The following is a 24,805-nucleotide window of genomic DNA, read 5'->3' as shown; positions in this document are numbered from 1 at the left end:
AAAATGGGAAAGATCAGAATTACTCAAGTCAAAAGTACCATCAAGAGACCAAAGGATCAGAAGGCGACAATTGTGTCACTTGGACTGGGAAAAATCAACAGGACGGTAGAACATGAAAATAATCCTTCTATCGCCGGTATGTTAAGGAAAGTTAGTCACCTTGTAAAAGTGGAGGAAATCTAATCATGAAATTACATAATCTAAAGCCTGCAGAAGGGTCTACCAAATCCCGCAAAAGAATCGGTCGTGGTACAGGTTCTGGTAGGGGTGGTACGTCTACTAGAGGTCACAAAGGAGCAAAATCTAGATCAGGTTATAAATCCAAGCTTGGTTTCGAAGGAGGTCAAATGCCTCTTCAAAGGAGAATTCCTAAGTTTGGCTTCAATAACAAAAACAAAGTTTACAACAAGCCTATAAACTTGGATGTACTTCAGGATCTGGCTTCTCAGTACAACCTCGAGGTTATCACCTTCGATTCTCTTGTAGAACACGGATTGGTTGGTAAAAAAGATGTCGTAAAGGTCTTAGGTAGAGGCGAGCTCACTGCCAAGGTATCCGTAAGTGCCCACTCATTCTCTGCTTCCGCAGTTGAAGCGATCGAAAAGGTTGGCGGAACAGTAAACAAGATTTAATCGGTTAGATGAAAAAGTTTATTTCAACAGTTAAGAATATCTTTTCTATTGAGGATCTAAGAACCCGTATTTTTAATACGATTGGATTTTTGATCGTCTTTAGATTGGGTTCATTCATAGTATTGCCAGGCGTGGATCCATCGAAGCTTGGAGATGCGCCTGAAGGTATCTTCGGTTTGATTGATACTTTCCTTGGTGGGGCATTTAGCAATGCATCCATCTTTGGTTTGGGAATCATGCCTTATATATCTGCTTCCATCGTGTTGCAGCTTTTGACTGTTGGAGTTCCTTATTTTCAGAAATTGCAGAAAGAGGGAGAATCCGGTCGAAAAAGGATTAACCAAATCACCCGTGTTCTGACGATTGCGATTACAGTCGCACAAGGAGTTGGGTACATCACTGCGACAATTCTGCCTACGGGTGCTGTCATGGTCAGTACTTCGTTGTTCATGTTTAGCTCATTGGTTCTACTGTCAGCCGGAACGATGTTCTGTATGTGGCTGGGAGAGAAAATCACAGAAAAGGGGATCGGTAACGGTATTTCTATGTTGATCATGATCGGTATCATTTCCCGCTTTCCTGGCGCTATCATCGCGGAGGTGGTTTCGAAAGGTACCTCTGGCATGTTGCTTTTGTTGATTGAAGCTGGAGTGTTGTTCTTTGTGGTTGTCGGAGTAGTTGCGTTGACTGAGGCCACCAGGAGAATTCCTGTTCAATATGCGAAGCAGGTCGTTGGAGGGAAGGTATATGGCGGCCAAAGGCAATACATTCCTATCAAGGTCAATGCATCTGGTGTAATGCCGATCATCTTCGCTCAATCTCTCATGTTTCTTCCTGCGCTGATTGCGCAGATATGGTCATCTGAGAACGACATCGCGAATTATATTGGAAGTACTTTCAGTGATTTCACATCTTGGCAATACAATCTTGTGTTTGCAGTGATGATCATTCTTTTCACCTTCTTCTACACTGCAATCACCGTTAATCCGGAGCAAATAGCTGAAGACCTAAAAAGAAACGGTGGATTCGTTCCTGGAATTAAGCCTGGTGCTCCTACTGCTGAATTCATTGACAACATCATCTCAAGGATTACATTGCCGGGTTCATTCCTGTTGGCAGTGGTTGCGATCCTTCCAGCATTCGCGATTGTTGCAGGTGTTGGTGGCGAGTTTGCCCAGTTCTATGGAGGAACTTCTCTATTAATCATGGTCGGTGTGATCATGGACACATTGAGGCAAATTGAAAGTTACTTGTTGATGAGGCATTATGAGGGTATGATGAAAAGTGGGAATATGAAGAATAATCCCTCAAATTACGCCGCCGCTGTATGATTCATTATAAGACTTCCGAGGAAGTTCAGATAATCAAACAAGGTGCCCTCATTCTAGGAAAAGCTCACGGAGAAGTAGCAAAGTATATTAAAGAAGGGGTAAAGACCTCTTTTCTGGATAAGATAGCTGAAGAGTACATCAGGGACAATCAGGGTGTACCTTCGTTCAAGGGTTACAATGGTTTTCCATCTTCGCTCTGCATCTCCGTAAATGAGGTTGTGGTTCATGGTTTTCCAAGTAACTATGTTTTGAAAGATGGCGATATAATCTCAGTAGATTGTGGAGTCTTTCACCAAGGTTTTCATAGCGATAGCGCTTATACTTACCCTGTCGGTGAAGTCTCCCCTGCTGTATTGTCGTTGCTCAAAGCAACAAAAGAATCTCTCTATCTAGGTATTGAAAAGGCCGTCTTTGGTAATCGGACCGGTGATATTGGAAATGCCATTCAGCGATTTGTCGAAGCCAAAGGTTATACTGTCATTCGGGAATTGGTTGGTCATGGTATAGGGAAGAGCCTTCATGAAGCACCTGAAGTTCCGAATTATGGCAAAAGAGGGTCTGGCACTCCGCTTAAGAGTGGAATGGTGCTGGCAATTGAACCGATGGTAAATCTCGGCACAAAGAACATTGTTCAAGAACGGGACGGATGGACGATCAGAACAGCTGACCGGAAGGTCTCAGCCCATTATGAGCATACGGTAGCGATCTTTGAGGACAGAACAGAGATCTTGACCACGCACAAGTACATAGAAGAAAATTTTAATTTCTAAATATGGCGAAACAGACATCTATAGAACAAGATGGTACGATCATAGAGGCGTTGTCAAACGCAATGTTTAAAGTTGAGCTTGAAAATGGGCACCAGCTTATCGCCCATATTTCAGGGAAGATGAGAATGAACTATATCAAGATCCTTCCGGGTGACAAAGTAAAGTTGGAGCTTTCACCCTACGATCTTTCAAAAGGTAGAATCGTTTACAGATACAAATAAAATGTCATGAAAGTAAAGGCATCAATTAAGAAGAGAAGCGCTGACTGTAAGTTGATCAAGAGAAAAGGTAAACTTTACGTCATCAACAAGAAGAATCCTAAGTTTAAACAAAGACAAGGTTAATCATTATGGCTAGAATTGCAGGCGTTGACATACCCGATGGCAAGAGAGGCGAGATTGGTTTGACATACATCTTCGGAATCGGAAGAAGTTCGGCCAGGCACATCCTCACAAAAGCAGGTATTTCGTTCGACAAAAAAGTAGGAGAGTGGAACGATGACGAATCCACAGCTATCAGGACCATTATTTCTGAAGAATTCAGGACAGAGGGAGCTTTGAGGTCCGAAATACAGCTGAACATCAAAAGGTTGATGGATATTGGTTGTTACAGAGGTTTGAGACACAGAAAGGGCTTGCCTGTCAGGGGTCAAAAAACCAAGAACAACGCGAGAACAAGGAAAGGAAAGAGAAAGACTGTTGCCAACAAGAAGAAGGCGACCAAATAAATCTTGAATTAGATCATGGCTCAGAAAAAGAACGATAAAACAAAAGGTAAAAAGAGAGTTGTTAAGGTAGAAGCAGTAGGCCAAGCCCACATAAAGGCTTCCTTCAACAACATCATCATCTCTATTACTAACAACTCGGGTCAGGTGATTTCCTGGGCTTCTGCCGGTAAAATGGGTTTCAGAGGTTCAAAGAAAAACACTCCCTATGCTGCACAGATGGCAGCTCAGAACTGCGGTCAGGCCGCATATGACTTGGGACTGAGGAAAATCGAGGTTTTTGTAAAAGGTCCAGGAGCAGGAAGAGAATCTGCGATCAGGACTTTGCAAAATGTAGGGTTGGATGTTACCACCATTATCGACGTGACTCCACTTCCGCACAACGGATGCCGTCCTCCAAAACGTAGAAGAGTTTAATCTCAAAAGAAAAAACAGAAATGGCAAGATATACAGGTCCAAAAGCGAAAATCGCCAGAAGATTCGGGGAGCAGATCGAAGGATACAGCAAAGCTCTCCAAAAGAAGAATTATCCTCCCGGACAGCATGGGAGAGGTAGAAGGAAGAAACAATCCGAATACGCTATCCAGCTCGCTGAGAAGCAAAAAGCCAAGTACATCTACGGAGTGCTCGAAAGACAATTTGCCCGTATGTTTGATATAGCTTCTTCAAAGCAGGGTATCACCGGTGAAAACCTACTTCAATTGTTGGAATCAAGGCTGGACAACACCGTCTTTAGGTTGGGAATTGCACCAACTAGGAGAGGTGCCCGTCAATTGGTTTCCCACAAACATATCGCAGTAAATGGCGAGGTAGTCAACATTCCATCATATATCCTGAAACCAGGGGACATCGTTTCCGTAAGGGAACGCTCCAAGTCGCTTTCAGCGATCACTGAGAGCTTGGCCGGAAAATCTAACCGTTACCCTTGGCTAGAGTGGAACAGTGCTTCCTTCTCGGGTAAGTTTGTCTCAGTTCCTACGAGGGAGGACATTCCTGAAAATATCAAGGAGCAATTGATCGTTGAACTTTACTCTAAATAAAAACAACCAGACTTTAAAAGAACTATTGATATGTCGATACTAGCATTTCAAATGCCCGAGAAAGTGGTGATGGAAAAAGCCGATGATTTTCATGGCTTGTTCACCTTCAAGCCACTTGAGAAGGGCTACGGTGTTACGATTGGCAATGCCCTGAGGAGGATCTTGTTGTCTTCCTTGGAGGGATATGCCATTACGTCCGTGAAGCTTCCGGGAGTGGTGCACGAATTTTCTACGATCGAGGGCGTTGTTGAAGATGTGACCGATATCATTTTGAACCTAAAGCAGGTGAGATTCAAAAAAGTCCACGATTCTATCGATGGCAAAATCACCGTAGAGGTCAAAAATCAGTCTGTATTCACTGCTGGAGATATCGCTAAGTTCACTTCCTCTTTTGAGGTATTGAATCCTGAACTTGTGATTTGCCACCTCGACGATTCAAAAAGTTTCGAAATTGAACTGACCATCGAAAAAGGGAGAGGTTACCTTCCAGCTGAGGAATCCAAACCAAAAGAGCAGGTTTTTGGTGTGATCCCAATCGACGCCATTTTCACTCCTATCAAGAATGTGAAATATAGCGTGGAAAACACAAGGGTAGAACAAAAAACCGACTTCGAGAAATTGATCCTTGAGGTGACTACCGATGGATCGATACACCCTGAGAAAGCACTTCAGGAGTCTGCAAAAATCCTGATACAGCATTTCATGTTGTTCTCTGACCAGACGATGGTGCTTGATTCTACCGGTATCTCTGAACCAGAGCCGATCGATGAAGAATTCCTTCACATGAGAAAGCTTCTCAAGACCTCTTTGGGCGACCTAGATCTTTCTGTAAGGGCTTTCAACTGCTTGAAAGCTGCTGACGTGAAGACTTTGGGCGATCTTGCCAAGCTTGAGATTTCCGACATGATGAAATTCAGGAACTTCGGTAAAAAGTCACTTGCTGAATTGGAACAGCTAATCCAGGAAAAAGGCTTGACCTTCGGAATGGACCTTTCTAAGTATAAACTTGATGAAGAATAAATAAAATGAGACACGGTAAGAAATTCAACCACCTTGGACGGAAGGCTAGCCATAGGAAGCTGATGCTTTCTAACATGGCCAACTCCCTGATTCTTCACAAGCGTATCACAACTACGCTTGCCAAGGCTAAGGAGCTAAGAAAATATGTTGAGCCTTTGATTTCAAAGGCCAAAGACGATACCACACACAGCAGAAGGGTAGTTTTCTCTTATTTGCAAAACAAAGAGGGGATCAAAGCGCTTTTCGGTGAAGTGATCGAGAAAGTAGGCAACAGGCCAGGAGGTTATACCAGAATCATCAAGACTGGTTTCCGCTTGGGTGACAATGCCGAGATGTGTATCATCGAATTGGTCGATTTCAACGAACTGATGTTGAAAGAAGCTAAGCCAGCCAAGAAGGCAACTAGAAGAAGCCGTAGAGGTTCTGGTAAAGCAGCTGAGTCTACCGCTGCGCCTCAAGCATCTGCTGCTGAAGACGCGGGATCTGGTGAAGAAAAAGTTGCTGAATAACTTCATGAATATTGAATTAATTGAAAAAGGGATTGGACGTAAGTTCAATCCCTTTTTTAATGTCTGATTGGATTTGAATCCCTGATTCCCTCAAAAAATACTTACCTTTGCACCGTTTTAAACTTCACAATGGAAAAACAAAAAGCATCACTTCTACTGGCAGACGGTACTGTGTTCCACGGTACTTTGATTGGAAGCCCCGGTACTAACGGGGGTGAAATTTGTTTCAACACGGGTATGACCGGATATCAGGAGATATACACCGATCCTTCGTACACGGGACAAATTATTGTGACCACTACATCCCATATTGGAAACTATGGGGTCCACAATGATGAAGTGGAATCAAAAGCGCCAACCATCGCTGGAATCGTGGTCAATAGCTTTTCCGAGGTTTACAGCCGACTTGATGGGCATGGGTCCCTTCAAAATTACCTTGTCGAGTATAAGATAACGGGAATTGCAGATATTGACACAAGGAAACTTGTTCGCCACATCCGCTCTGTGGGCGCGATGAACGCTATTATTAGTTCCGAATATGAAGGCAATCTCGACGGCCTTAAGGCAGAATTGGCGAAGATCCCTGATATGAATGGTCTGGAGCTGTCTTCCCAAGTTTGTACCAAGGAGACCTTCTATTTTGGAGATGAAAATGCACCAAAAAAAGTCGCTTGCCTCGATTTTGGGATAAAACTGAATATCCTGAGAAATCTCGCAAGCAGAGGCGTTTACTGCAAAGTATTTCCAGCCAAGACTAGCCTAGCCGAAATGGCAGCCTGGAACCCAGACGGCTATTTTCTTTCCAATGGCCCAGGCGATCCTGCAGCGATGCCTTATGCTGTAGAAACGACCAAGGAAATTTTGGCCACCAATAAGCCTGTATTTGGTATTTGCCTTGGACACCAGATTTTGGCGGAGGCCTGTGGAATATCCACTTATAAAATGCACCATGGCCATCGAGGGCTGAACCATCCCATCAAGAATCTACTGACGGGAAAAAGTGAGATCACCTCACAAAACCATGGCTTCGTCGTGAACAGGGAGGATGTCGAAAAAAGTGATGTTGTCGAAATCACCCACGTACACCTGAACGACAATACGGTAGCCGGTATCAGATTGAAAAACAAGCCTGCGTTTTCTGTCCAATACCATCCGGAATCCTCCCCAGGACCACACGATTCCCGGTATTTGTTCGATGATTTCGTAACTTTAATGCACAATAACTCATAACTCTTAAACCTTTTACATTATGACATTGATTCAGTCGATTCATGCGAGACAGATTTTAGACTCTAGGGGTAATCCAACCATCGAGGTGGATGTATACACCGAAAATGGAGCTTTTGGAAGGGCAGCTGTGCCAAGTGGCGCCTCCACAGGTGTGAATGAAGCTGTGGAACTCAGAGACGGAGACAAAAGCAAATACCTTGGCAAAGGCGTCCTCAAGGCGGTTTCAAATGTGAATGACGTCATCGCTCCTGAGCTTCTCGGTTTGAGCGTGTTTGAGCAAAATACGATTGACCAAATCATGATCGATTTGGATGGCACGCCTACGAAAAGCAAACTAGGCGCAAATGCGATTCTGGGGGTTTCGTTGGCAGTTGCCAAGGCCGCAGCCATGGAAGCAGGGCAGCCGCTGTACCGCTACGTCGGTGGTGTCAATGCCAACACCCTTCCTGTTCCGATGATGAACATCATCAACGGTGGCTCCCATTCCGATGCGCCGATAGCCTTTCAGGAATTTATGGTAAGGCCGGTTGGTGCCGAAAACTTCTCCGAAGCGATTCGGATGGGTTGCGAAATTTTCCATCATCTGAAAAAGATCCTTCATGACAAAAACTTGAGTACCGCCGTCGGTGACGAAGGTGGATTTGCTCCAAACTTCTCAGGAGGTACAGAAGAAGCGCTTGCTTGTATCTTGGACGCCATCAAAAATGCGGGCTACAAGGCTGGAGTTGATGTGACGATCGCGCTTGACTGCGCCGCGTCTGAGTTTTTCAAAGATGGCAAATATGACTACAGTAAGTTTGAAGGTCCATCAGGAAAAGTGAGAAGCAGGGAAGAACAAGTCGCTTATCTGGCCGAATTGACTGAAAAATATCCAATCGACTCGATCGAAGATGGTTGCGCTGAGGAAGATTGGGAAGGCTGGTCCATGCTTACCGCAAAAATCGGCAACAAGATACAGCTGGTAGGTGATGATTTGCTGGTCACCAATGTGAAGTTTTTGGCAAGGGGGATCAAAGAAAAATCCGCCAACTCTATCTTGATCAAGGTCAATCAGATCGGAACCTTGACAGAGACACTCAACGCGATTGCAATGGCCCACAAGGCAGGTTGGACTTGCGTGATGTCACATAGATCAGGTGAGACCGAAGATTCGACGATCGCTGACCTGGCAGTTGCTACCAACTGCGGACAGATCAAAACTGGTTCTGCTTCCCGTTCGGACAGGATGGCCAAGTACAACCAATTGCTGAGAATTGAAGAACAATTGGGCGAGTCAGCGATTTTTCCAAAGAAGAAATAAATCCCACAATTTCTACTAAATAAAATGGCTGCCAGAGAAATTTGGCAGCATTTTTTTTGCCTTTCTGTCCCAGTTGCCTCTTTTGTTTTTTCACCTTAGATTGAGTTACCAATTACTTATGTAAGCCCAAATTTTATCGATGAAGTATTTTTCAGGCAAAGTGGTTTTGATTACCGGTTCAAGCAGGGGTATTGGAAAAGTAACTGCCCTTCGGTTTTTGAAGTCGGGAGCCAAAGTCGTATTGAATGGCCGTTCGTTTGAAAGCTTGAATGAGACTCAAATGGAGTTTCGCCAGCTTGGCTTTGATCCTTTAGCGTCCGTGGGCGACGTGAATGACCCGGAGTTCTGCAACACGCTTATCCAAAGGACGGTTTCCCACTTTGGTCGCTTGGACATCCTTATCAACAATGCCGGCGGAGGTTTCCGTGGCAGGGTAGATGAAACATCTCCGCAGGTTTTCCAAGAGGTCGTAAATGCCAATCTCATGAGCGCCGTGTATTGTACCCATGCAGCACTGCCCGAAATCAAAAAAACCAAAGGTAGTATTGTCTTTATTTCCAGTCTCGCAGGGATTCGTGGGCTTCCAAACAACGGCCCCTACTGTGTTGCTAAAATGGGACTTACTGCTTTTGTTGAGACGCTTCGGCTAGAATTATACAATACGGGGGTTCACATTGGGATCCTTTATGTGGGTTTTACCAATTATGATGGGAAAAAGAGGATAACCAATGCGGATGGCACTTTGGTCCCGATTAGTCGCCGATCACACCATACCCGTGAACAAGTGGCGGAGATTATTCTGCATACCATTAGAAAGCGGAAACGAATAGTCTATCTCACCTTGCCAGGTAAGTTATTGGTGTTTCTCAACAGGTTTTTTCCAGGTCCTTTGGAATGGATTTTGGTGCGTAGTACGAAGTCGAAGTTCATGAAATAGGCCTGTTCCCAAAATTAATTTGGTAGGTATAGAAAGCGTGTCGTTTTTTTACATGTCTTGGGAATGAATACTTTAGAACCGATATCCTAGTTGGAGTATAAACTTATGGGTTGTTGAGGCCAAGGATGGGAAATTGGACATGCCGTTGCCGTTTTCGTAGCGGATTTCTGTGGATATTTTTTTGATACGAATGCCAGTACCGAGTAGGAAGCCAACTTCAAAAATTCGTCCACCTTCTACAGCCTCTCTTGTTTCAAACTTTTCTGTTTCGAAGAATACGGTCCGCAGATTTTCTTCATTTGTATGGCTAATGGCCAATCCTGTTGCCAATCCCAAATTGGTGAACCATTCAGCATTACCGATTAAGGAACTGTATCGAATCATGTTGTTCATTTTGATCTGATGATAGGCGAATGTCGTGCTCGAGTACTCGGTTAGGTTATTGTTTTTCTGGTTGACGCTTTCCCCAGAATGTTGGTAGGAAGCATATACGAGTTCGTTTACCATCGCCCATTTGTTCAAATTCGTCGCAAAGATTATGTCCATCGATCCACCGAATGTAGGATTGATGGAAGTTCCATAATCCGGATTGGTAAGATTGGGATGGAACTCGCTTTTGAATTGAAGCCAAGTAGCGGAGACTCCTCCCACAACGCCCCATTTGACGAATGTTTTTTCGTCTCTTTTACTAAATTCCAAAGGCTCGCCAATACAGTCGTAGTAAGATTCAAAAAGGCGTTTAAGACTTTCTTTTTTGTACAAAACGGACTGGGTCGCCTTTTTCATGGAGGGACAATCTTGCAGGTACACGCTGAGTTGGCCTTGGTACATCTTGTTTTCTGCCACATAACTCCTCGTATAGCCCCCTTCCAACTTCTCCGCATTATATTTCTTGTAGGTCAGCAATAGAAACCTATCTCCATCTTTGATGTAAAAATTTTCCTTCGAGAATGAGTTGACATTCAGGTAAAGACTTTTTTCCCCCTTTATCAGTGTCTGCAAAAAGACCTGCTCTTGGATCGTTTCGAGCCTTGCGGTGTTGTCAAGTTGATTGGTATTGGAACTGCTAACTTCCGTTTCTACCAACGCACTGACGTAGATTTCGTCCATTACAGCAAATGAAATCAGATCCGCGGGTGCAAATTCATTTGGACCCGACGCATCCCCGTGTTGGAAGGTAATCTTTTTCGGATTTTTCTCCCAATTGCGATAGTCGATCTTTCCCCGCAAAGTGTCCCCTTCGATGTTGACAGCGTATCCGGATTGAAAATTGCTTTGTCCGAAAAGTTGATTGACTGATGAAACCAACAAAACAGTGTATAAGATGCGGGCAAAGGAAGAGTGGAACATTTCGATGTTTTGAATAAGAGAATAGTTCGTGAATATAAATAGGTTATTTGAGAAAAAAATAATTTTCAAAAAATTAAAGGGCAGCCGGTGTTGCCCGTTTTTCAAGATGGATTAGCAGGTTATTTCATGAAAAATCCATTCGGCCCTCTTCCGACATTCAGTTTTTTTGTTTCTTGCCCATTGGCATCGAGGATACTTACGGTGCCATTTCCAGTGAATCCGGCATGATTGGCTACGAAGACTTGCTTTGTATTGGGATCGAAGCCTATTCCGTAAAACCCTGTACCCACATGCCAGTCTGCCTTGATGATTTTTTCGGTCTCGAGGTTAATCTTGGCCACTGCGTCATTGTAATCTGGCCAGCCTGAGGAAGTGATCACGTAGATATCGTCCCGTTCGCCCTTGGCAAAATCCGCTGTCGCGTCTGATAAGGTAAAAGTCCTGGTGCTGAGAATGCGCTGATTGCCACGGTTGATTTCGTGGAAATAGATCCTATCGGCATCCCGTGCATAAAGGAAGAGACGTCCGTTGATGATTTGAAGCTTTTCGGGCGCGCCCAATACATCCTCGCTGCCGACGATAGCATCTGTGGATGTCGATACGATGGTTAGTTTTCCAGCCGCTTGATTGGCTATGTAGAGAAAATTTTCATCCGCAAATACACTCTCCGGTCTCCTGGGAACTTTGATTTTTTTGGCGACAGAACCTCCATCCAGGGAGTTTACTACCGCTACATATGAGTCAGGATTGTTGAAATTGGCGTCATAAGGTCCCCAATCGGCGATGTACAGCTTATCCCTACTGCTGGCCAGCGAACGTGGCTGTACCAAATCAGCGGTGACGGCACCGATGCTTTTGAAGTCCTTTGGGTTGACGATTTCTACTTTGCCGGTATTGGCGACCAAGTACATGCGCCCCTGCTGTTCCACGATTGCCTGCAGCAATCCCGCAAATGGCCTTCCGTTGACGGTTTCGAAGACATTGGTTTTCAGTGTTTCTGACTCAGGCACATAGTGAAAAACTTCGCCATCATTGGCTCCAAACGCGCCTTCATTGGCGATAAGGACTCCGGTTTCATATTCTCCGAGGGGCTCCTTGGGAGTTTCTGGATTACAGGCGAAAACCGCCCAGGCGAGCAAAAAGGAAAGTAATCTGAACAGTTTCATAAAGCTATGGATAGGTTGAATTGATAATTTCTTCCAGGCATCGCCCGCAGGCGCATGATTTGGTATTCGGTATCGAGGAGGTTGTTGATTTGAAAACCTGCCTGTCCGGCAAGTGGACCCCAGTGCCATTGGGACTGCAGGCCGAGATCGAGGAGGTAGTAAGGCGCCACGGTGGACAGGTTGTCTGTCGTCACGAATCGCTCCGAAACCCATTGCTGGTTGGCAAAAATCCGAAGGTTTCCTTTGCTTATTGAGGCAAGCCCCTGCAATTTGTGGACAGGCGTATAAGGCAACTGCTTGCCCAGTCCGGGATCATTTTCAGTAGCTGCGGCGGTTTGTAGGGCGCGCGTCCAGGCATAGTTGCCCGAAAGCTCGAATTTCCAATCCCTTGTCAATATTTGTTCGAAATGTGCATGGTATTCGAATCCGTCATTTTGCACTGCGCGGATGTTTTCAGGAGACCATATATTTCCTTTTGGAAGCCAAATGATCCAATTGTCGACGGACATCCGAAAGCGGGTAAACGTTTGGCTGAGCGTAGTTTTGTTTTTTGAAAAACGGTGTGCCAGGCCAAATTCGCCAGACCAACTTTCCTCAGGAAGTATGTCTGGATTGCCGCCGGGGATCCAAAAGCGGTCGTTGAGTGTCGGCACTTTAAACGCCCGGGATACTGAACCCAGCCCGGTCAGTCCTTGGGTTTCGGTTTTCCCAAAAGCCCACTCGAATCCCAGACTAGGCGCGAAAGGAGCCCAGGTTCCATCATAAAGCAATTGTCGCAAATTGATGCTGAGTGAAAATCGCTCGCTGGGCTGGTATCTGCTGGCGTGATAGACTTCAGTACGGTTTTCCCGAGCCATATACGTGCTGAGCTTGCCGATGACATGGGTGTGTCGGATGCCGCTTTTGAAAAACAACTTCGAAGCCAAACTCCAGTCTACATCCGCTGAGCCCAGCAACTGGTCGGTCAGGTTCCGCGTGGCAATATTGAAAGTCTGGTCGTCTCGTACCCAGCCCGTTTTTACATGGAGGCTGGTATTTGCCCAAAATCGAGTATAGTCCATCGCCCAGCGCAAACTCTTGTCCTGCTGCACATCTTGCGTATTGGAACCCATAATGGGCGGAATCTGCCGATCGGTTTCGTTCCACCAAAACGCGCTGCCGATCAGTTGATTTCCCCGAACCTTCCATGCAAAGTCCTGCAAGAATCCCCATTGCTTTACCTGTGCGTGTGGCTGATTTACGATGGGAGTGCCGGGCTTGGAAAGATCCCGAAAGTGAAAATCGTTTTGGGCCGAGGTGCGGTAAGCCTTTGATCGGGTCGCGATGCGCTGATTCGAAAAGGCATATTCCGCACCCCAATTCCAGCGCCCAAAGCTGCCAACCAGTGAATTTGCCCTCGCCTGATGGCCTTGGTCAAATTTCGGCTGGGTCTTCAAGTGTAGGGATCCGCCTATCGCATCCGTGCCGAAAAGTGCTGCGCCACCACCGAAGTGGACCTCTACTTCTTCAAAGCCTCCCGTAGGCAAGACCGAGAAATCGGTCTGTCCCAGTGAGGGGCTGTTGATTGGCAAACCATTCCAAAACACCGCATTGTGTCCTGCCGAGGTTCCCCGCATGGTGAGCGAAGCCAGCATGTCTGGGCCATTTTGCCGTAGAAAAAGGCCGGTCCTCGCTTGCAGGAATTCCGCCAAGGCCAAGCCCTCAAATTCCCGCATATCATCCTTGGAGTAGGTTAGCAAACGCTGGCCCACGGCAAATTTCTTCCAACTACCGGCCCAAACCTGAACGGCAGCCAATTCCAAGGTATCGGGCTTTGCACTGGATGAGTCCTCGTGATTGAAGATAACGTGCGATCTTAGGGTGTCGGTTTCCAAGACCTCAGAAAGCTGCCTGCCATGCAGGGCAGCCATTGAGAGCAGCGCGCAAGCGATTGAGAGAATTGCCTTGACGGATACACCGACCATTTTTGGACCGTTCGTTTAAGTACTGAACACTCGTTCGAACTGACAAATCGGGACGGATAGAAAGGAAAAACAGCAGCATCCAAGTAGGGAAAAAGGCGTACGCTCCCCCTTGTTTTCCTGTGAAGGATATTGAATTGTCGTTTTTCCTCCTTGGCTTTTCGACCCGAAAGCCTTCGAATACAAAGAATTTTGGCAGGTCTCCTGGCTTCCCTGGTTTTGCTGGCCTTCTCATACGCCGTGGCGCACAATGGCAAGTGGGGGCAAAACACTATCTGAGTTTCAGCTCAGATGGGGCTACAGTTGCGGGGACAGCTCCGGTTTTGGACCGGATTCCCTTTTAATCCCTGACCCGACAAATCGGATCGGGAACCAACATTCCGATGCAAACATAGTTGTTTTTGCGTTGGTTTTTCATCCTGCGAACTGATATTTTAAAAAATAGAAAACGAACAGCCTTCCGATTCGGCTGTTATATTTGGAACCGTATGCACGCAAAATCAATATCTGCATTCCGCACGATCCAATCTGCAATCCTTTTACTGGGAATGTTTTTCATTTTTTTTTGTAGCCCCAAGGAAGTAGAAAAGCAGAAGTATTTGAATGAAATCAAGCCAGCCTATGCCACTGGGTTTACTTTTTGGAAGGGAGAGGGATTTTTGGTTTTGGAAGTGAAAAAGGCCTATGCGGGGCAAAATAATTCCATAAGGTACTTGATTCGCACCAGCGCTGACAGTGATTTCCCGGAGGAATCCTTCGAAGCCGTGGTCGTTTTGCCGGCTGAAAGGGTCGTGCTTACCGCCACTACCCAGATTCCCCATTTGGATTATTTGGGAAAAACAGATGCTTTGATTGGATTTCCAAACTTGGATTTGATCAGTTCTCCTGCAGCTAGGGGACGAATTGCTGCGGGTGAAATTGAGGATTTGGGTGCTGGCCCACAGTCAAATATTGAAAGGATAATTGATTTGAATCCTGATTGGGTACAGATTTCCACTTTGGGTAATGAACTTAGTAATTTGGATTTGCTGCGCAAGGCCGGAGTCCCGGCGATCTTGAACGGGGATTATTTGGAGCAGCATCCACTCGGGCGTGCGGAGTGGATCAAAGTGACAGGGGCGTTGTTGGGTAAGAGTGCAGAGGCGGACAGTATTTTTCGAGTATTGGAAAAAGAATATCTCGGCGCGATTGCACTTGTGAAGCAGCAAAACCTCATGAGGCCACGGGTCCTCGCAGGTATCATGTACCAAGACGTTTGGTACCTGCCTGGGGGCGATTCTTGGGCAGCCAAGCTACTGGAGTCTGCGGGTGCTGATTACTTGTTTTCGAATATTGAAGGTACCGGAAGTGCCGAATTGAGCTACGAGTATGTACTTGACCGGGCAATGGATGCGGATGTGTGGATAGGTGTGGCGGATTTCCCGAGTCTGGAAGAAATGGGAGTCGCAGACCGACGCTATCAGGATTTCAAAGCGTTTCAAACCGGGGAGGTTTACACCTACGCACTCAAAAAAGGTCCCACGGGAGGTTTGGAATACTTCGAACTAGGATATTTGAGACCGGATTGGATATTGAAGGATTTGATCAAGGTACTCCATCCCGAGCTGCTGCCGGATTACCAGCCCTACTTTTACCAAAAAATAGATGCAAAATAGACGACCTGCCTTTTGGTTTTCATCGGGCATTGGGCTTTTGCTGCTCTGCCTTTTGGCCAACTTGTCGGTAGGTTCGGTCTGGATTCCTTTCGGAGAGATCGTGGGGAGATTTTTTGGCCATCCTTTTTCCAAAGAATCCTGGGAAACGATTTTCATCAGTTATCGCATTCCGAAAGCGTTTACCGCCATTATAGCAGGAATTGGGCTTTCTTGGAGCGGATTGCAGATGCAAACCTTTTTCCGAAACCCCCTTGCTGGACCCTATGTGTTGGGGATTTCTTCGGGTGCGGGCCTAGGTGTCGCGGTGCTGCTGATGGCGGCGACGGCATTTGGTTTCTCGATTGGGACATCCGGTTTTGGCACTTGGTCGGTAGTTATCGCAGCCAGTATTGGAGCTATTGGGGTGTTGTTATTGGTCAGTCTGGTGGCGTGGAGGGTCAGGGATAGCATGACGCTGCTGATTGTCGGCTTGATGTTTGGTTCGGCGGTTTCGGCCTTGGTGGCGGTTTTGTCCTATTTCTCCGATGCCGAGCAATTGAAGCTCTTTACTATCTGGTCGATGGGCAGTCTTGGGGCCACCCAAGATGCGCAGCTTCCTGCGATGGGGACGGCCGTGGTGATTGGCAGTATCCCGCTACTCCTGCATATCAAAGGCTACAATGCCATGCTAATGGGAGAAAACTATGCGGCAAGCATGGGTATCCGAATCCAAAATCTCCGCTGGGCGATGATCCTGAGCACGGGAATATTGGCCGGTTCGGTGACGGCATTTTGCGGACCGATTGCCTTTATCGGCATTGCCGTTCCGCATATGGCAAGACTGGTGTTTAAGACCGCGGACCATCGGGTATTGTTTCCCGCGAGTGCGCTGATAGGGGCAATCGCCCTATTGGTATGCGACGGCATCAGCCAATTGCCGGGGTCGGCCTTGACATTGCCGATCAATGCGGTGACCTCCTTGGTCGGCGCGCCGATGGTGATTTGGCTGATATTGCGGAGGAATTTTTCGAGGGAATTCTAAGAGACTTGAGACGAAAGACTTGAGATATGAGACTATAGTACATCACGAAGTGATTGAATCCACGTCGTGGTAGTTGCCCCGGGTTAAACCCGGTGGAAAGTGTCGGTGTGGAAGGTTCTGCACCCCAACCCCTAAGGGTTGAAAAATTGGGATAATATGTAAAAAGTGGCAAGTAGATTCACGAGGTGAGACATGAGAATTTGCCGTAATGAGTTACTTTAGGGCTGCGATGACAATTTTAAAAGGCAGCAATTTAAAAATAGGGTATGGATCCGGCCTGAACGCAAAGGCCGTTGCGGATGGCCTTAACTTCTCTCTCGGGAAAGGAAGCCTTACCTGTATTCTGGGTCCGAATGGAGTCGGGAAATCTACGCTGATCAAGACCATCATGGGCCAAATGCCCCCTTTGGATGGGGAGATTTTTTTGGATGAAAAGCAGCTCCAATCCTATTCCCAGCAGGATATCGCCAAGAAAATTGCCGTCGTCCTGACTGACAAAGTCCGGGGCGGTAACCTCAGTGTCTACCAATTGGTCAGCTTGGGCAGGATTCCGCACACGGGTTGGCTGGGAAGCCTGTCGCAAAGGGATCAAGAGGCTGTGGAAAAAGCCATTTCCGCAACCCAAATCAATTATATCAGGGCACTGCCCATCAGCGAAATCAGCGACGGGCAACTGCAAAAGGTCATGATCGCGCGGGCCTTGGCACAGGAGTCGGATGTGATCATTTTGGATGAACCCACCGCGCATTTGGATTTGGTCAATCGTATCGAGATCATGCAAATGCTTCGTGAACTGGCCCATCGGGAGCGCAAAGCCGTGTTGGTCGTGACCCATGACCTCGAAATCGCCATTCAGACTGCCGATATTTTTTGGCTCATGCAATGCGGCAGCCCGCTTGTCTCAGGCAGTCCCGAGGACATGATTTTGGACGGGCAAATCAACCTGCTCTTCCCAAACGAGCGGTTCCAATTTGATCGGAAACTCGGAAAAGTCGTAGCCCAAGAGCGGCAAAAAATGGCGGAAGTTTTCGCTCCGGCGGAGTGGAAAATCTGGATCGAACTGGCTTGGAAAAAGCATTTGGGCACATTTGACATACCGGATGGCGAAATCCACGTCCAAACCAATCCGACCCGATTGACTTGGAAGGAAGGGACGCTTTCGGCGGAATTTGATTCTCTGTCTGGTTTGATTGATTACCTGAAATCGACCTTTTCTACAGATAAACATTCACCTTGAACAAGGGTTTTGTAAAATAAACCGAGGCGCGGCGAAACTTCATAAAATTATGGATGCCGACGTTTGCACCGTTTTAAAATTTTTTATTTAACTTGTCAAACAAACATAAAAATTTTGTAAAACATGAGTTTTGAAATCAAATCGACCGCTGAGTCCTATGACGCGATTATCGTAGGCTCGGGCGCTGGTGGTGGGATGGCTGCCAAGATTCTTTCAGAGGCCGGGTTGGCAGTGGCTGTCGTGGAAGCCGGTGGGGATTTTGATCCTGCCAAAGACGAATACCGTACCCAACTCAGGTATCCTTGGGAGTCACCGCGCCGGGGTGCTGGGACGCGTGTGCGGCCTTTTGGGGATTTTGACCAAGCGATTGGCGGCTGGGATATCGAGGGAGAGCCCTATACCCGTGGTGAAGGGACAAGCTTTGACTGGTTCCGTTCACGGATGCTGGGAGGACGCACCAACCACTGGGGCAGGATTTCCCTGCGATTTGGACCGAATGATTTCAAACGTGCGAGCATTGACGGCATGGGCGACGACTGGCCCATCGGATACGATGATGTGAAGCCTTATTATGATAAAGTTGACCGATTGATTGGCGTTTTTGGTACCAAGGAAGGCATCTACAATGAGCCTGATGGCTTTTTCCTTCCCCCTCCAAAGCCACGCCTTCACGAGATGTACTATGCCAAAGGCGCCAAAAAGGCAAACGTACCTGTGATTCCTTCGCGCCTCAGCATGCTTACACGCCCCATCAATTCGGAGCGTGGAGTCTGCTTCTTTTGCAATCAGTGCAACAGGGCCTGTCAGGTCTACGCCGATTTTTCCTCGGGGACAGTCCTTGTCAAGCCGGCCATGGCCAAAGGCAAAGTCGATCTCTTCACCCATGCGATGGTGCGTGCAGTCACCTTGGATGATGCAGGCAACGCCACGGGCGTCTCCTATGTGAGCAAAACGGATATGAAGGAATACAAGCTCCGCGCCCGGGTAGTAGTCTTGGGTGCTTCGGCTTGCGAGTCCGCCCGTATCATGCTCAATTCCAAATCCAAAACCCATCCCAACGGTGTGGGCAATAGCAGCGGAATGGTCGGTAGATACCTCCACGATAGTACCGGTGCGGACAGGATGGGTATCATGCCCGAACTGATAGACCGAGAGCGCTACAACGAGGACGGTGTCGGAGGTATGCACGTCTATACCCCTTGGTGGTTGGACAACAAGAAGTTGGACTTTGCCCGGGGCTATCATATCGAGGTCTGGGGTGGCATGGGAATGCCATCGTACGGCACTGGATTCTCGATGGACACAATGCGGAAGTACATCAAGGACGAATTTGGCAACCCAAGTCCAAACGGCGGCTACGGGGAAGGCCTCAAAAAGGACATCCGCCGTCTTTACGGAAGTACCCTCGGCATGTCCGGACGGGGAGAAAGTATCCCGATGTACAGCAACTACTGCGAAATTGACAACAAGGTGGTCGACAAGTATGGAATTCCTGTACTCAAGTTCCACTACAAATGGACCGATCAGGAAATCAAGCAGGCCAAGCATATGCAGGATACTTTTGAGGAAATCCTCACCAATGCGGGTGCGGTCCTTCTGGGGCAAAAACCAGGACCCGACACGATGTATGGATTGGCCGCTCCAGGCCGTATCATCCATGAAGTCGGCACGACCCGTATGGGCAACGATCCCAATAAATCCGTCCTCAACAGCAACTGCCAAGCGCATGACTGCAAAAACCTTTTTGTCGTGGATGCGGGACCCTTTGTCTCCCAAGCCGACAAGAATCCGACTTGGACGATTCTGGCACTTGCATGGAGGACTTCGGACTACATTGTTGCTGAATTGAAAAAGAAAAACATCTAATCGCCAAGACCATGAACAGAAGAGAAAACCTCAAACTCCTTTTCACCGGATCTTTGGCATCCGGATTTCTGCTGACGCACTGCACGCCTGAGCAAAAGCAGGCAGATATGAGCCCCAAAGTCCTCGGCGGTACGCCAGGCGGAAGGACCGAAGAAGAGAAAATCAGGGACCAAAAGCTCCTTGCAGATACATTTCTGACCGAGGACGAGCGCAAAAAACTCGATGTGCTTACCGATATCATCATGCCTGCGAGTGAGGGCTTTGGATCGGCTACAGATGCCAAGGTGACCGACTTCCTCGAATTCATGATGAAGGATTATCCCGCCTACCAGACGCCCATGCGGGGTGGACTGATGTGGCTGGACCACTACAGCGATGAGAGCTATGGAAAGAAATTCCTCGAACTCGATGAGTCACAGCGCATGACCATCATCGACGAGATCGCATGGCCGGACAAGGCCAAACCTGAAATGGAAGGCGCCGTCCGGTTTTTCAACATGCTGCGCAACCTGACTGCAACGGGCTATTTTACTTCCGAGATCGGATTCAAGTACATGGACTACAAAGGCAACACGCCCAACGTATGGGATGGTGTGCCCGATGAAGTGATGAAGAAACATGGGTTCGCCTACGAGGAAAAATACCTCTCACTCTACCTCAAGCCCGAGGACCGTGGCAAGGTCGCCGAGTGGGACGGAGAGGGGAATTTGGTTGGATAAGTATTGCATTACATAGATTGGGTTATTCAGTTCCCAAAAGCCTTCCCCTTGGGAGGGCTTTTTTTTTTCTCCCAGTTCAACGATGTTAATGATCCTCACTTTTCTTTTCCTAGGCAAAAACAAAGCAGGTGATATTTCGGACATTTCCATTTGTCAGAGAGTGTTTCCGAATCTCCGCGTTTTTGCAGTAATTGGGTAGATGATGGATAACCGATATCGTATAGAAAAGCATTTTCTTTCGAATGACCTGGTCAAGGTATTTTTGGTCGTTTTTGGCTGTCTTTTGTTTCAAAACGGCTTCTCACAAAACCTTCCCGAAGTGAAGCTCGATGAGGCATGGAAGGCAAAGATCCAAGGCTTGGCGCCGGAGAAGGCCAGTTTCCCTGTGTCCAAGCGGAAGAAAATCCTTGTTTTTTCGCTGCATACGGGCTTTGAGCATTGGGTGATCCCACATACCGAGGAAGTCGTCAAGATACTTGGAGCCAAGAGCGGTGCATTTGAAGTCACAGCCAGCAAGGATATTCGGATGTTTGAAGCGGGGAATCTTGCCCAGTTCGATGCCGTGGTCCTGAACAACACCTGTTCCAAGCCCGATCGGCGGAACATCTTTTGGGACAAGTTGGCGCTTGAAAATCCCGAAACCGATACCGTCTTGCTGATGCAGCGTGCCGCCGATTTGGAAAAGAGTCTACTGGCCTATGTGGAGGATGGCGGAGGATTGCTTGTCCTGCACGGGGGCATCACGATGCATAACAATTCCCGGGCATTCAGCAGGCTGGTGGGGGCGAGCTTTGATTATCACCCGGTGCAGCAGCTGATCGATGTCAAGCTGGCAGACCCCAGCCATCCATTGGTGCAGGCTTTTCCCAAGACCGGTTTCCGTCATGTAGACGAGCCGTATTTTTACAAAAATGCCTACGAGACGCTGGATTTCACTCCATTGCTCTATTTTGAAAATGGGAAGATTACGGAACAAAAGATTTCGAATCCTGAGGGCGTTACCTACGTCTCATGGATACGGCCCCAGGGCAAAGGCAAGGTGATGTATTGTTCTCCCTCGCACAATGCGCAGAGTTTCGAAAACCCCGATTTGCTTCGCTTTTTGCTCAATGGCATGCAGTACGTGGTCGGGGACGTGGACTGCGACGAGACGCCGATTGGCAAATCCAGAAACTAGTTCCGATCTTTTCCCAAGCCGATTTTGTAATCGTCCGGGGTTCCGGTCATGTTGATATTGACGAATCGGACCCGTTTGTCGGTATCACGATAGACAATGGCATCTTCACGGTCAGGATCGATTTCGTTTTTGTTTTTGCCACCGAAAAGCGACCTGAATCCCACCTGGGTAACCATACCCAAAGGAATACGCAGGAAATAGTCCATCTTCATATCCAGGCCCTGCGTACCGGAAAGCTCAATGAATCCCAAGCTGGAATTGATATTCATCCTGGGGATGTGCAATACTCCGCCCTTCAGGTCGAAGGTATTGGAGAGCGTGTCGAACCGGATGCGGTTGAGGTTTTTGTCGGAAAAATAGCCTGCCAGGGCCGACATCGGCCCGAAATTCACCAAGCTGCCTTGGTAAACCGTCAAGTCCATTTTTGCTTCTGATTTGTCCACGATGGGGGTAAGGTCTGGATACACGCGGAATTTGCTGTCAATGGTGCCGGAGACCTTGCCGTGCAGGTTTTCATTGATCAGATAGTCCTGGCCAAAGTTTTCAAACTTGAAAAGCAACTTGTCGATATCGAGCTTTTCCGCGCGCATTTTGCTCGAAAAGTAGAGTTCGTCCGGGTTGCTCCCATTGAAATAGCCTTTGAGACCCAAATTTCCATCTGCCAAGCTCAGTGCCAAAGTATCGAGGTAGAGGTAATGGTCCTCCGTGGTCCGTGCACGGCCAAGCACATCCTCCAGCCAATAGGTGTGATAGTTTAGCTTCTTGATGTCAGCCTTGAATTCCATGTTTCGAAAGGGAACCTTGAAGATATTGAATGCTTCTTGATGGTTGGTATCTTCTTCTATGCTCTTGAAACCCATCAGTGCGTCTAGGTCCAGAGCGTTGGCCTTGAAGTGGAAATAATCGGGTTTGGTCGCGTGGGCGGAATCCAATCCCAAGCCCATGTGGATATTGAAATCTGAAAGGCCCATTTTCCCGCCGAAGTTTTCGACCAAAAGATAGTCAGGCTCGTAGTGGATGCGCCCGCTGAAATTTTCCAGTTTCAAGGGATGCAGGGTAGTTTTCCCCTCCAATTGAGTGAGGTATAGATCTGCAGACTGCAGGTCCCCCTCGTAATGGAGATCGACCGTGCCATGAATATGCAAATTGCTGAGTACTTCTTCCCGCCAAGATTGCGGAAGGTAATTTACCCCGTTGTAGGTCAGGAGGTCATTAATTCTCAATTGTTTGGAGCGGACATCCCATTCAAATGTCGATTCTCCTTCGATTCTATCCTGAAACCATTTTTCGAAATTTTCCACCCTGCCATTCAAAAAGAAATCTGATTGGTCGATTTCACCCTTGAACCCCTTCACCTCCAGTTCGTTGTTTCCGATCAGTATATCAGCCTCGAAATCATGAAGCGTATGTGGGTACTTGCCAAGCTTGGCGTAGAGGTCATCGATGAAAAACTCACCCTTTGGCAAATGGTCAAAATGCATCAAATCCTGCGCGATTGCCGCAAAGCTCAACTTGAGCGAAAGGTCCTCTAGCGTTTCCCCGTCAGGCGTGTTGGTCAGCTTACCAAAATCCAGTTTTTCCGCACTTGCCTGTAATTTGACATCCACGGGCTTTTGAAGTCCATGGATAATCGCCGGAAAGTCGCTGATTGTCCCTGCCAAGCGAAAATCCGAATCCTCGATTTTGAGGCGAAGGGAATCGAGTGTGATTTTTCCTGCCTCCATCACCATATGGGCGTTGACGTCTTTGATTGGATAGGGATAGTCAGCTAAGCGGAAGTGGAGATTTCTCAGGGTCAATTCTGATTGGACACTTTCTTTGATTTTAGTGAGGCTGGCTTGGGAGGCATCCAGGTCCACCAGTTCGTCGAAATCCATGCTGAGAATAACCTGTCCTTCTATGCCGTCAATTCCATCCAAATTAAAGAACTCCCCGACGAAACCTAGATCGAAGTCGGCATTGAGTTTGATCTTGACATAGGGATCTTCGAAATTCCTGACGGTCAGGCTACCTTCAAAAATACCCTTGTCCGGTTTTGCAAATACATTTTGCAGTACCAATTCCGAGGTCTTCAGATTCCGCTCCGCACCATTGGTGTAGAATCCCGTGAACCTGACCTTTTCGACTTTTTTGTTGATCTCAGGATTGAGGAAATAGGCATCCTCACAGCCAAACTCAAGCGAGATTGCAGGAAACTGCTCACCTCCGAGTGGACCGTTGACGGATCCGTGGAAAAACACCTCGCCTTGGTTTTGGTATTCGTTGAGTGCCGCGGCAAGATCCGCGGGGAGAAATGCCGCGACCATCTTGAAATCGGGTTTTTGACCCTCGAGCTTCAGGTCGAAATCGGTCAGTTCATTGCTGAGATCTACGGTTCCTGAAACGGCGAAAAATGCCTCTTCCAACTGGATTTGGGAGGGATTCAGGGTAAGTTTTGGCTTTTCCAGATCATATTGAAGATCAAGGTCCAATTGTACATGTTTGTTCGAAAAAAAAGTGTGGGTTCCCTGATAATCCAGATCAAAAATAAGGTTGCCGATCGTCTCCAATTCTAGTTGGTTTTCCTGTATCGACACGCTACTCTTTAGTTTGCCAATGTGCATGACATAGTCGGTCTCCATCCCGAGGTCCCGGTAGGAAACATCGATTTTTTCTATTTCAATGGACGCAAGGTCAAGATCCAAGTCGGAGTCTTCCGTGGTTTTTTCCTCCTTCATGCCCTTGGCCAAAAGAATATTGATATCCCCATTTGGATACTTGACCACGTCCAAATGTCCTTGTTTTACTTTTATTTTTTTGATCGTATAGTTGGTGCTCAGCAGGTCAAGGACATTGAAGCCCAGATAGATATCCTCAAACCGGTACAATGGCTTCGAATTTTGTGCTTTGGAATCGTAAAACGCTACGCCTTTCAGATCAATCGAGAGATAGGGGAAATTTTCAAAAAAGGCGAGCCCCGTTCGCTCGAGGGTGAGTTCACCGACAAATTCCCGATTGAGGGAGTCGATCACCTTTTGGGTAAGTTCTTGTTGGTGTCTTTGCAGGATCGCGAAGGAGATGCCCAAAATCAAGGTAGGCACCACAAAAAATACAGTGAAAATAATTAAAAGCTTGCGTTTCATGGATTTGGGTGATATGCACTAAAACGCCCAAATCTACT

General features: G+C 47.2%; 24 protein-coding genes and 1 riboswitch. Of the genes, 20 read left to right on the top strand and 4 right to left on the bottom strand.

All coding sequences use genetic code 11. The features are described 5' to 3' along the window. Positions 1-3 precede the first annotated feature (3 nt). The 14 genes from rpmD to C943_RS10395 all read left to right on the top strand — a co-directional run bounded on the left by rpmD (position 4) and on the right by C943_RS10395 (position 9,493). A complete protein-coding gene (gene rpmD, locus C943_RS10455) occupies positions 4-183 on the top strand; it encodes a 50S ribosomal protein L30 (protein ID WP_008627433.1) in 180 nt (59 codons plus the stop codon). A gap of 2 nt (positions 184-185) precedes the next feature. After that, entirely contained in the window at positions 186-632 is a 447-nt protein-coding gene (gene rplO / locus C943_RS10450) for a 50S ribosomal protein L15 (RefSeq protein WP_040480072.1), read from the top strand. Positions 633-640: 8 nt separating this feature from the next. Next, entirely contained in the window at positions 641-1,963 is a 1,323-nt protein-coding gene (gene secY / locus C943_RS10445) for a preprotein translocase subunit SecY (RefSeq protein WP_008627430.1), read from the top strand. Further along, a complete protein-coding gene (map, locus tag C943_RS10440) occupies positions 1,960-2,733 on the top strand; it encodes a type I methionyl aminopeptidase (RefSeq protein ID WP_008627428.1) in 774 nt (257 codons plus the stop codon). Before secY ends, map begins: the two co-directional genes overlap by 4 nt. Before the next feature lie 2 nt (positions 2,734-2,735). Next, positions 2,736-2,954, top strand: coding sequence for a translation initiation factor IF-1 (gene infA, locus C943_RS10435; RefSeq protein ID WP_040480068.1), 219 nt, complete (start codon positions 2,736-2,738; stop codon positions 2,952-2,954). 6 nt (positions 2,955-2,960) lie between these two features. Next, positions 2,961-3,077 (top strand): type B 50S ribosomal protein L36, encoded by a 117-nt coding sequence (gene ykgO / locus C943_RS21730; RefSeq protein ID WP_008627422.1) that lies wholly within the window; start codon positions 2,961-2,963, stop codon positions 3,075-3,077. A gap of 5 nt (positions 3,078-3,082) precedes the next feature. Beyond that, on the top strand, positions 3,083-3,460 hold the full coding sequence (gene rpsM / locus C943_RS10430; protein WP_008627420.1) for a 30S ribosomal protein S13: 378 nt from the start codon (positions 3,083-3,085) through the stop codon (positions 3,458-3,460). 15 nt (positions 3,461-3,475) lie between these two features. Then, positions 3,476-3,874 (top strand): 30S ribosomal protein S11, encoded by a 399-nt coding sequence (gene rpsK, locus C943_RS10425; RefSeq protein WP_008627417.1) that lies wholly within the window; start codon positions 3,476-3,478, stop codon positions 3,872-3,874. Between the two features lie 20 nt (positions 3,875-3,894). Next, positions 3,895-4,497: a 30S ribosomal protein S4 gene (gene rpsD, locus C943_RS10420; protein ID WP_008627415.1), complete on the top strand. Its 603-nt coding sequence runs from the start codon at positions 3,895-3,897 to the stop codon at positions 4,495-4,497. 30 nt (positions 4,498-4,527) lie between these two features. After that, a complete protein-coding gene (locus tag C943_RS10415; protein ID WP_008627413.1) occupies positions 4,528-5,517 on the top strand; it encodes a DNA-directed RNA polymerase subunit alpha in 990 nt (329 codons plus the stop codon). A gap of 5 nt (positions 5,518-5,522) precedes the next feature. Further along, a complete protein-coding gene (gene rplQ / locus C943_RS10410; RefSeq protein ID WP_008627411.1) occupies positions 5,523-6,026 on the top strand; it encodes a 50S ribosomal protein L17 in 504 nt (167 codons plus the stop codon). Between the two features lie 129 nt (positions 6,027-6,155). After that, positions 6,156-7,256, top strand: a complete 1,101-nt coding sequence (carA, locus tag C943_RS10405; protein WP_040480066.1) for a glutamine-hydrolyzing carbamoyl-phosphate synthase small subunit — start codon at positions 6,156-6,158, stop codon at positions 7,254-7,256. A gap of 19 nt (positions 7,257-7,275) precedes the next feature. Further along, positions 7,276-8,556 carry a phosphopyruvate hydratase gene (gene eno, locus C943_RS10400; RefSeq protein ID WP_008627408.1) on the top strand — a complete coding sequence of 427 codons (1,281 nt, stop codon included), beginning with the start codon at positions 7,276-7,278 and terminating at the stop codon, positions 8,554-8,556. A 139-nt stretch (positions 8,557-8,695) separates the two neighbouring features. After that, positions 8,696-9,493 (top strand): SDR family oxidoreductase, encoded by a 798-nt coding sequence (locus C943_RS10395; RefSeq protein WP_008627407.1) that lies wholly within the window; start codon positions 8,696-8,698, stop codon positions 9,491-9,493. Between the two features lie 72 nt (positions 9,494-9,565). Here C943_RS10395 and C943_RS10390 read toward each other — a convergent pair whose 3' ends face one another. The 3 genes from C943_RS10390 to C943_RS10380 form a co-directional block, all read right to left on the bottom strand. Next, entirely contained in the window at positions 9,566-10,843 is a 1,278-nt protein-coding gene (locus tag C943_RS10390; protein WP_008627406.1) for a porin family protein, read from the bottom strand. A 119-nt stretch (positions 10,844-10,962) separates the two neighbouring features. Beyond that, complete coding sequence (locus C943_RS10385) at positions 10,963-12,009, bottom strand: YncE family protein (protein ID WP_040480060.1); 1,047 nt, start codon at positions 12,007-12,009, stop codon at positions 10,963-10,965. Beyond that, positions 12,006-13,973 (bottom strand): TonB-dependent receptor, encoded by a 1,968-nt coding sequence (locus C943_RS10380; RefSeq protein ID WP_245545531.1) that lies wholly within the window; start codon positions 13,971-13,973, stop codon positions 12,006-12,008. Before C943_RS10380 ends, C943_RS10385 begins: the two co-directional genes overlap by 4 nt. A gap of 174 nt (positions 13,974-14,147) precedes the next feature. Further along, positions 14,148-14,362, bottom strand: a riboswitch (cobalamin riboswitch). Positions 14,363-14,518: 156 nt separating this feature from the next. Between C943_RS10380 and C943_RS10370 the strand changes: the two genes are divergently transcribed. The 6 genes from C943_RS10370 (at position 14,519) to C943_RS10345 (ending at position 21,645) form a co-directional block, all read left to right on the top strand. Next, the gene (locus C943_RS10370) at positions 14,519-15,625 is read left to right on the top strand and encodes an ABC transporter substrate-binding protein (RefSeq protein ID WP_008627395.1); all 1,107 of its coding nucleotides are present in this window, start codon (positions 14,519-14,521) and stop codon (positions 15,623-15,625) included. Then, a complete protein-coding gene (locus C943_RS10365; protein ID WP_008627394.1) occupies positions 15,615-16,646 on the top strand; it encodes an iron ABC transporter permease in 1,032 nt (343 codons plus the stop codon). Before C943_RS10370 ends, C943_RS10365 begins: the two co-directional genes overlap by 11 nt. A 208-nt stretch (positions 16,647-16,854) precedes the next feature. Then, positions 16,855-17,883, top strand: a complete 1,029-nt coding sequence (locus C943_RS10360; RefSeq protein WP_008627393.1) for an ABC transporter ATP-binding protein — start codon at positions 16,855-16,857, stop codon at positions 17,881-17,883. Between the two features lie 123 nt (positions 17,884-18,006). Next, positions 18,007-19,749, top strand: coding sequence for a GMC oxidoreductase (locus C943_RS10355; RefSeq protein WP_008627392.1), 1,743 nt, complete (start codon positions 18,007-18,009; stop codon positions 19,747-19,749). Between the two features lie 11 nt (positions 19,750-19,760). Then, complete coding sequence (locus C943_RS10350) at positions 19,761-20,468, top strand: gluconate 2-dehydrogenase subunit 3 family protein (RefSeq protein WP_008627391.1); 708 nt, start codon at positions 19,761-19,763, stop codon at positions 20,466-20,468. A 202-nt stretch (positions 20,469-20,670) separates the two neighbouring features. Next, complete coding sequence (locus C943_RS10345) at positions 20,671-21,645, top strand: ThuA domain-containing protein (protein WP_051069584.1); 975 nt, start codon at positions 20,671-20,673, stop codon at positions 21,643-21,645. Here the strand turns inward: C943_RS10345 and C943_RS10340 are convergent. Beyond that, positions 21,642-24,767: an AsmA family protein gene (locus C943_RS10340; protein ID WP_008627386.1), complete on the bottom strand. Its 3,126-nt coding sequence runs from the start codon at positions 24,765-24,767 to the stop codon at positions 21,642-21,644. The two genes, C943_RS10345 and C943_RS10340, sit on opposite strands and share 4 nt — an antisense overlap. Between the last annotated feature and the right edge of the window lie 38 nt (positions 24,768-24,805).

It is taken from the genome of Mariniradius saccharolyticus AK6, assembly GCF_000330725.2.
Taxonomy (GTDB): domain Bacteria; phylum Bacteroidota; class Bacteroidia; order Cytophagales; family Cyclobacteriaceae; genus Mariniradius; species Mariniradius saccharolyticus.
Note: the sequence above shows the minus strand (reverse complement) of the source record. Positions and strands in the feature narration are given on the sequence as shown.

What these genes read in the sequence shown, in the direction of transcription:
- rpmD (WP_008627433.1), top strand. Translation starts at nt 4, where the DNA reads ATGGGAAAGATCAGAATTACTCAAGTCAAAAGTACCATCAAGAGACCA.
- rplO (WP_040480072.1), top strand. Translation starts at nt 186, where the DNA reads ATGAAATTACATAATCTAAAGCCTGCAGAAGGGTCTACCAAATCCCGC.
- secY (WP_008627430.1), top strand. Translation starts at nt 641, where the DNA reads ATGAAAAAGTTTATTTCAACAGTTAAGAATATCTTTTCTATTGAGGAT.
- map (WP_008627428.1), top strand. Translation starts at nt 1,960, where the DNA reads ATGATTCATTATAAGACTTCCGAGGAAGTTCAGATAATCAAACAAGGT.
- infA (WP_040480068.1), top strand. Translation starts at nt 2,736, where the DNA reads ATGGCGAAACAGACATCTATAGAACAAGATGGTACGATCATAGAGGCG.
- ykgO (WP_008627422.1), top strand. Translation starts at nt 2,961, where the DNA reads ATGAAAGTAAAGGCATCAATTAAGAAGAGAAGCGCTGACTGTAAGTTG.
- rpsM (WP_008627420.1), top strand. Translation starts at nt 3,083, where the DNA reads ATGGCTAGAATTGCAGGCGTTGACATACCCGATGGCAAGAGAGGCGAG.
- rpsK (WP_008627417.1), top strand. Translation starts at nt 3,476, where the DNA reads ATGGCTCAGAAAAAGAACGATAAAACAAAAGGTAAAAAGAGAGTTGTT.
- rpsD (WP_008627415.1), top strand. Translation starts at nt 3,895, where the DNA reads ATGGCAAGATATACAGGTCCAAAAGCGAAAATCGCCAGAAGATTCGGG.
- C943_RS10415 (WP_008627413.1), top strand. Translation starts at nt 4,528, where the DNA reads ATGTCGATACTAGCATTTCAAATGCCCGAGAAAGTGGTGATGGAAAAA.
- rplQ (WP_008627411.1), top strand. Translation starts at nt 5,523, where the DNA reads ATGAGACACGGTAAGAAATTCAACCACCTTGGACGGAAGGCTAGCCAT.
- carA (WP_040480066.1), top strand. Translation starts at nt 6,156, where the DNA reads ATGGAAAAACAAAAAGCATCACTTCTACTGGCAGACGGTACTGTGTTC.
- eno (WP_008627408.1), top strand. Translation starts at nt 7,276, where the DNA reads ATGACATTGATTCAGTCGATTCATGCGAGACAGATTTTAGACTCTAGG.
- C943_RS10395 (WP_008627407.1), top strand. Translation starts at nt 8,696, where the DNA reads ATGAAGTATTTTTCAGGCAAAGTGGTTTTGATTACCGGTTCAAGCAGG.
- C943_RS10390 (WP_008627406.1), bottom strand. Translation starts at nt 10,843, where the DNA reads ATGTTCCACTCTTCCTTTGCCCGCATCTTATACACTGTTTTGTTGGTT.
- C943_RS10385 (WP_040480060.1), bottom strand. Translation starts at nt 12,009, where the DNA reads ATGAAACTGTTCAGATTACTTTCCTTTTTGCTCGCCTGGGCGGTTTTC.
- C943_RS10380 (WP_245545531.1), bottom strand. Translation starts at nt 13,973, where the DNA reads ATGGTCGGTGTATCCGTCAAGGCAATTCTCTCAATCGCTTGCGCGCTG.
- C943_RS10370 (WP_008627395.1), top strand. Translation starts at nt 14,519, where the DNA reads ATGTTTTTCATTTTTTTTTGTAGCCCCAAGGAAGTAGAAAAGCAGAAG.
- C943_RS10365 (WP_008627394.1), top strand. Translation starts at nt 15,615, where the DNA reads ATGCAAAATAGACGACCTGCCTTTTGGTTTTCATCGGGCATTGGGCTT.
- C943_RS10360 (WP_008627393.1), top strand. Translation starts at nt 16,855, where the DNA reads ATGAGTTACTTTAGGGCTGCGATGACAATTTTAAAAGGCAGCAATTTA.
- C943_RS10355 (WP_008627392.1), top strand. Translation starts at nt 18,007, where the DNA reads ATGAGTTTTGAAATCAAATCGACCGCTGAGTCCTATGACGCGATTATC.
- C943_RS10350 (WP_008627391.1), top strand. Translation starts at nt 19,761, where the DNA reads ATGAACAGAAGAGAAAACCTCAAACTCCTTTTCACCGGATCTTTGGCA.
- C943_RS10345 (WP_051069584.1), top strand. Translation starts at nt 20,671, where the DNA reads ATGGATAACCGATATCGTATAGAAAAGCATTTTCTTTCGAATGACCTG.
- C943_RS10340 (WP_008627386.1), bottom strand. Translation starts at nt 24,767, where the DNA reads ATGAAACGCAAGCTTTTAATTATTTTCACTGTATTTTTTGTGGTGCCT.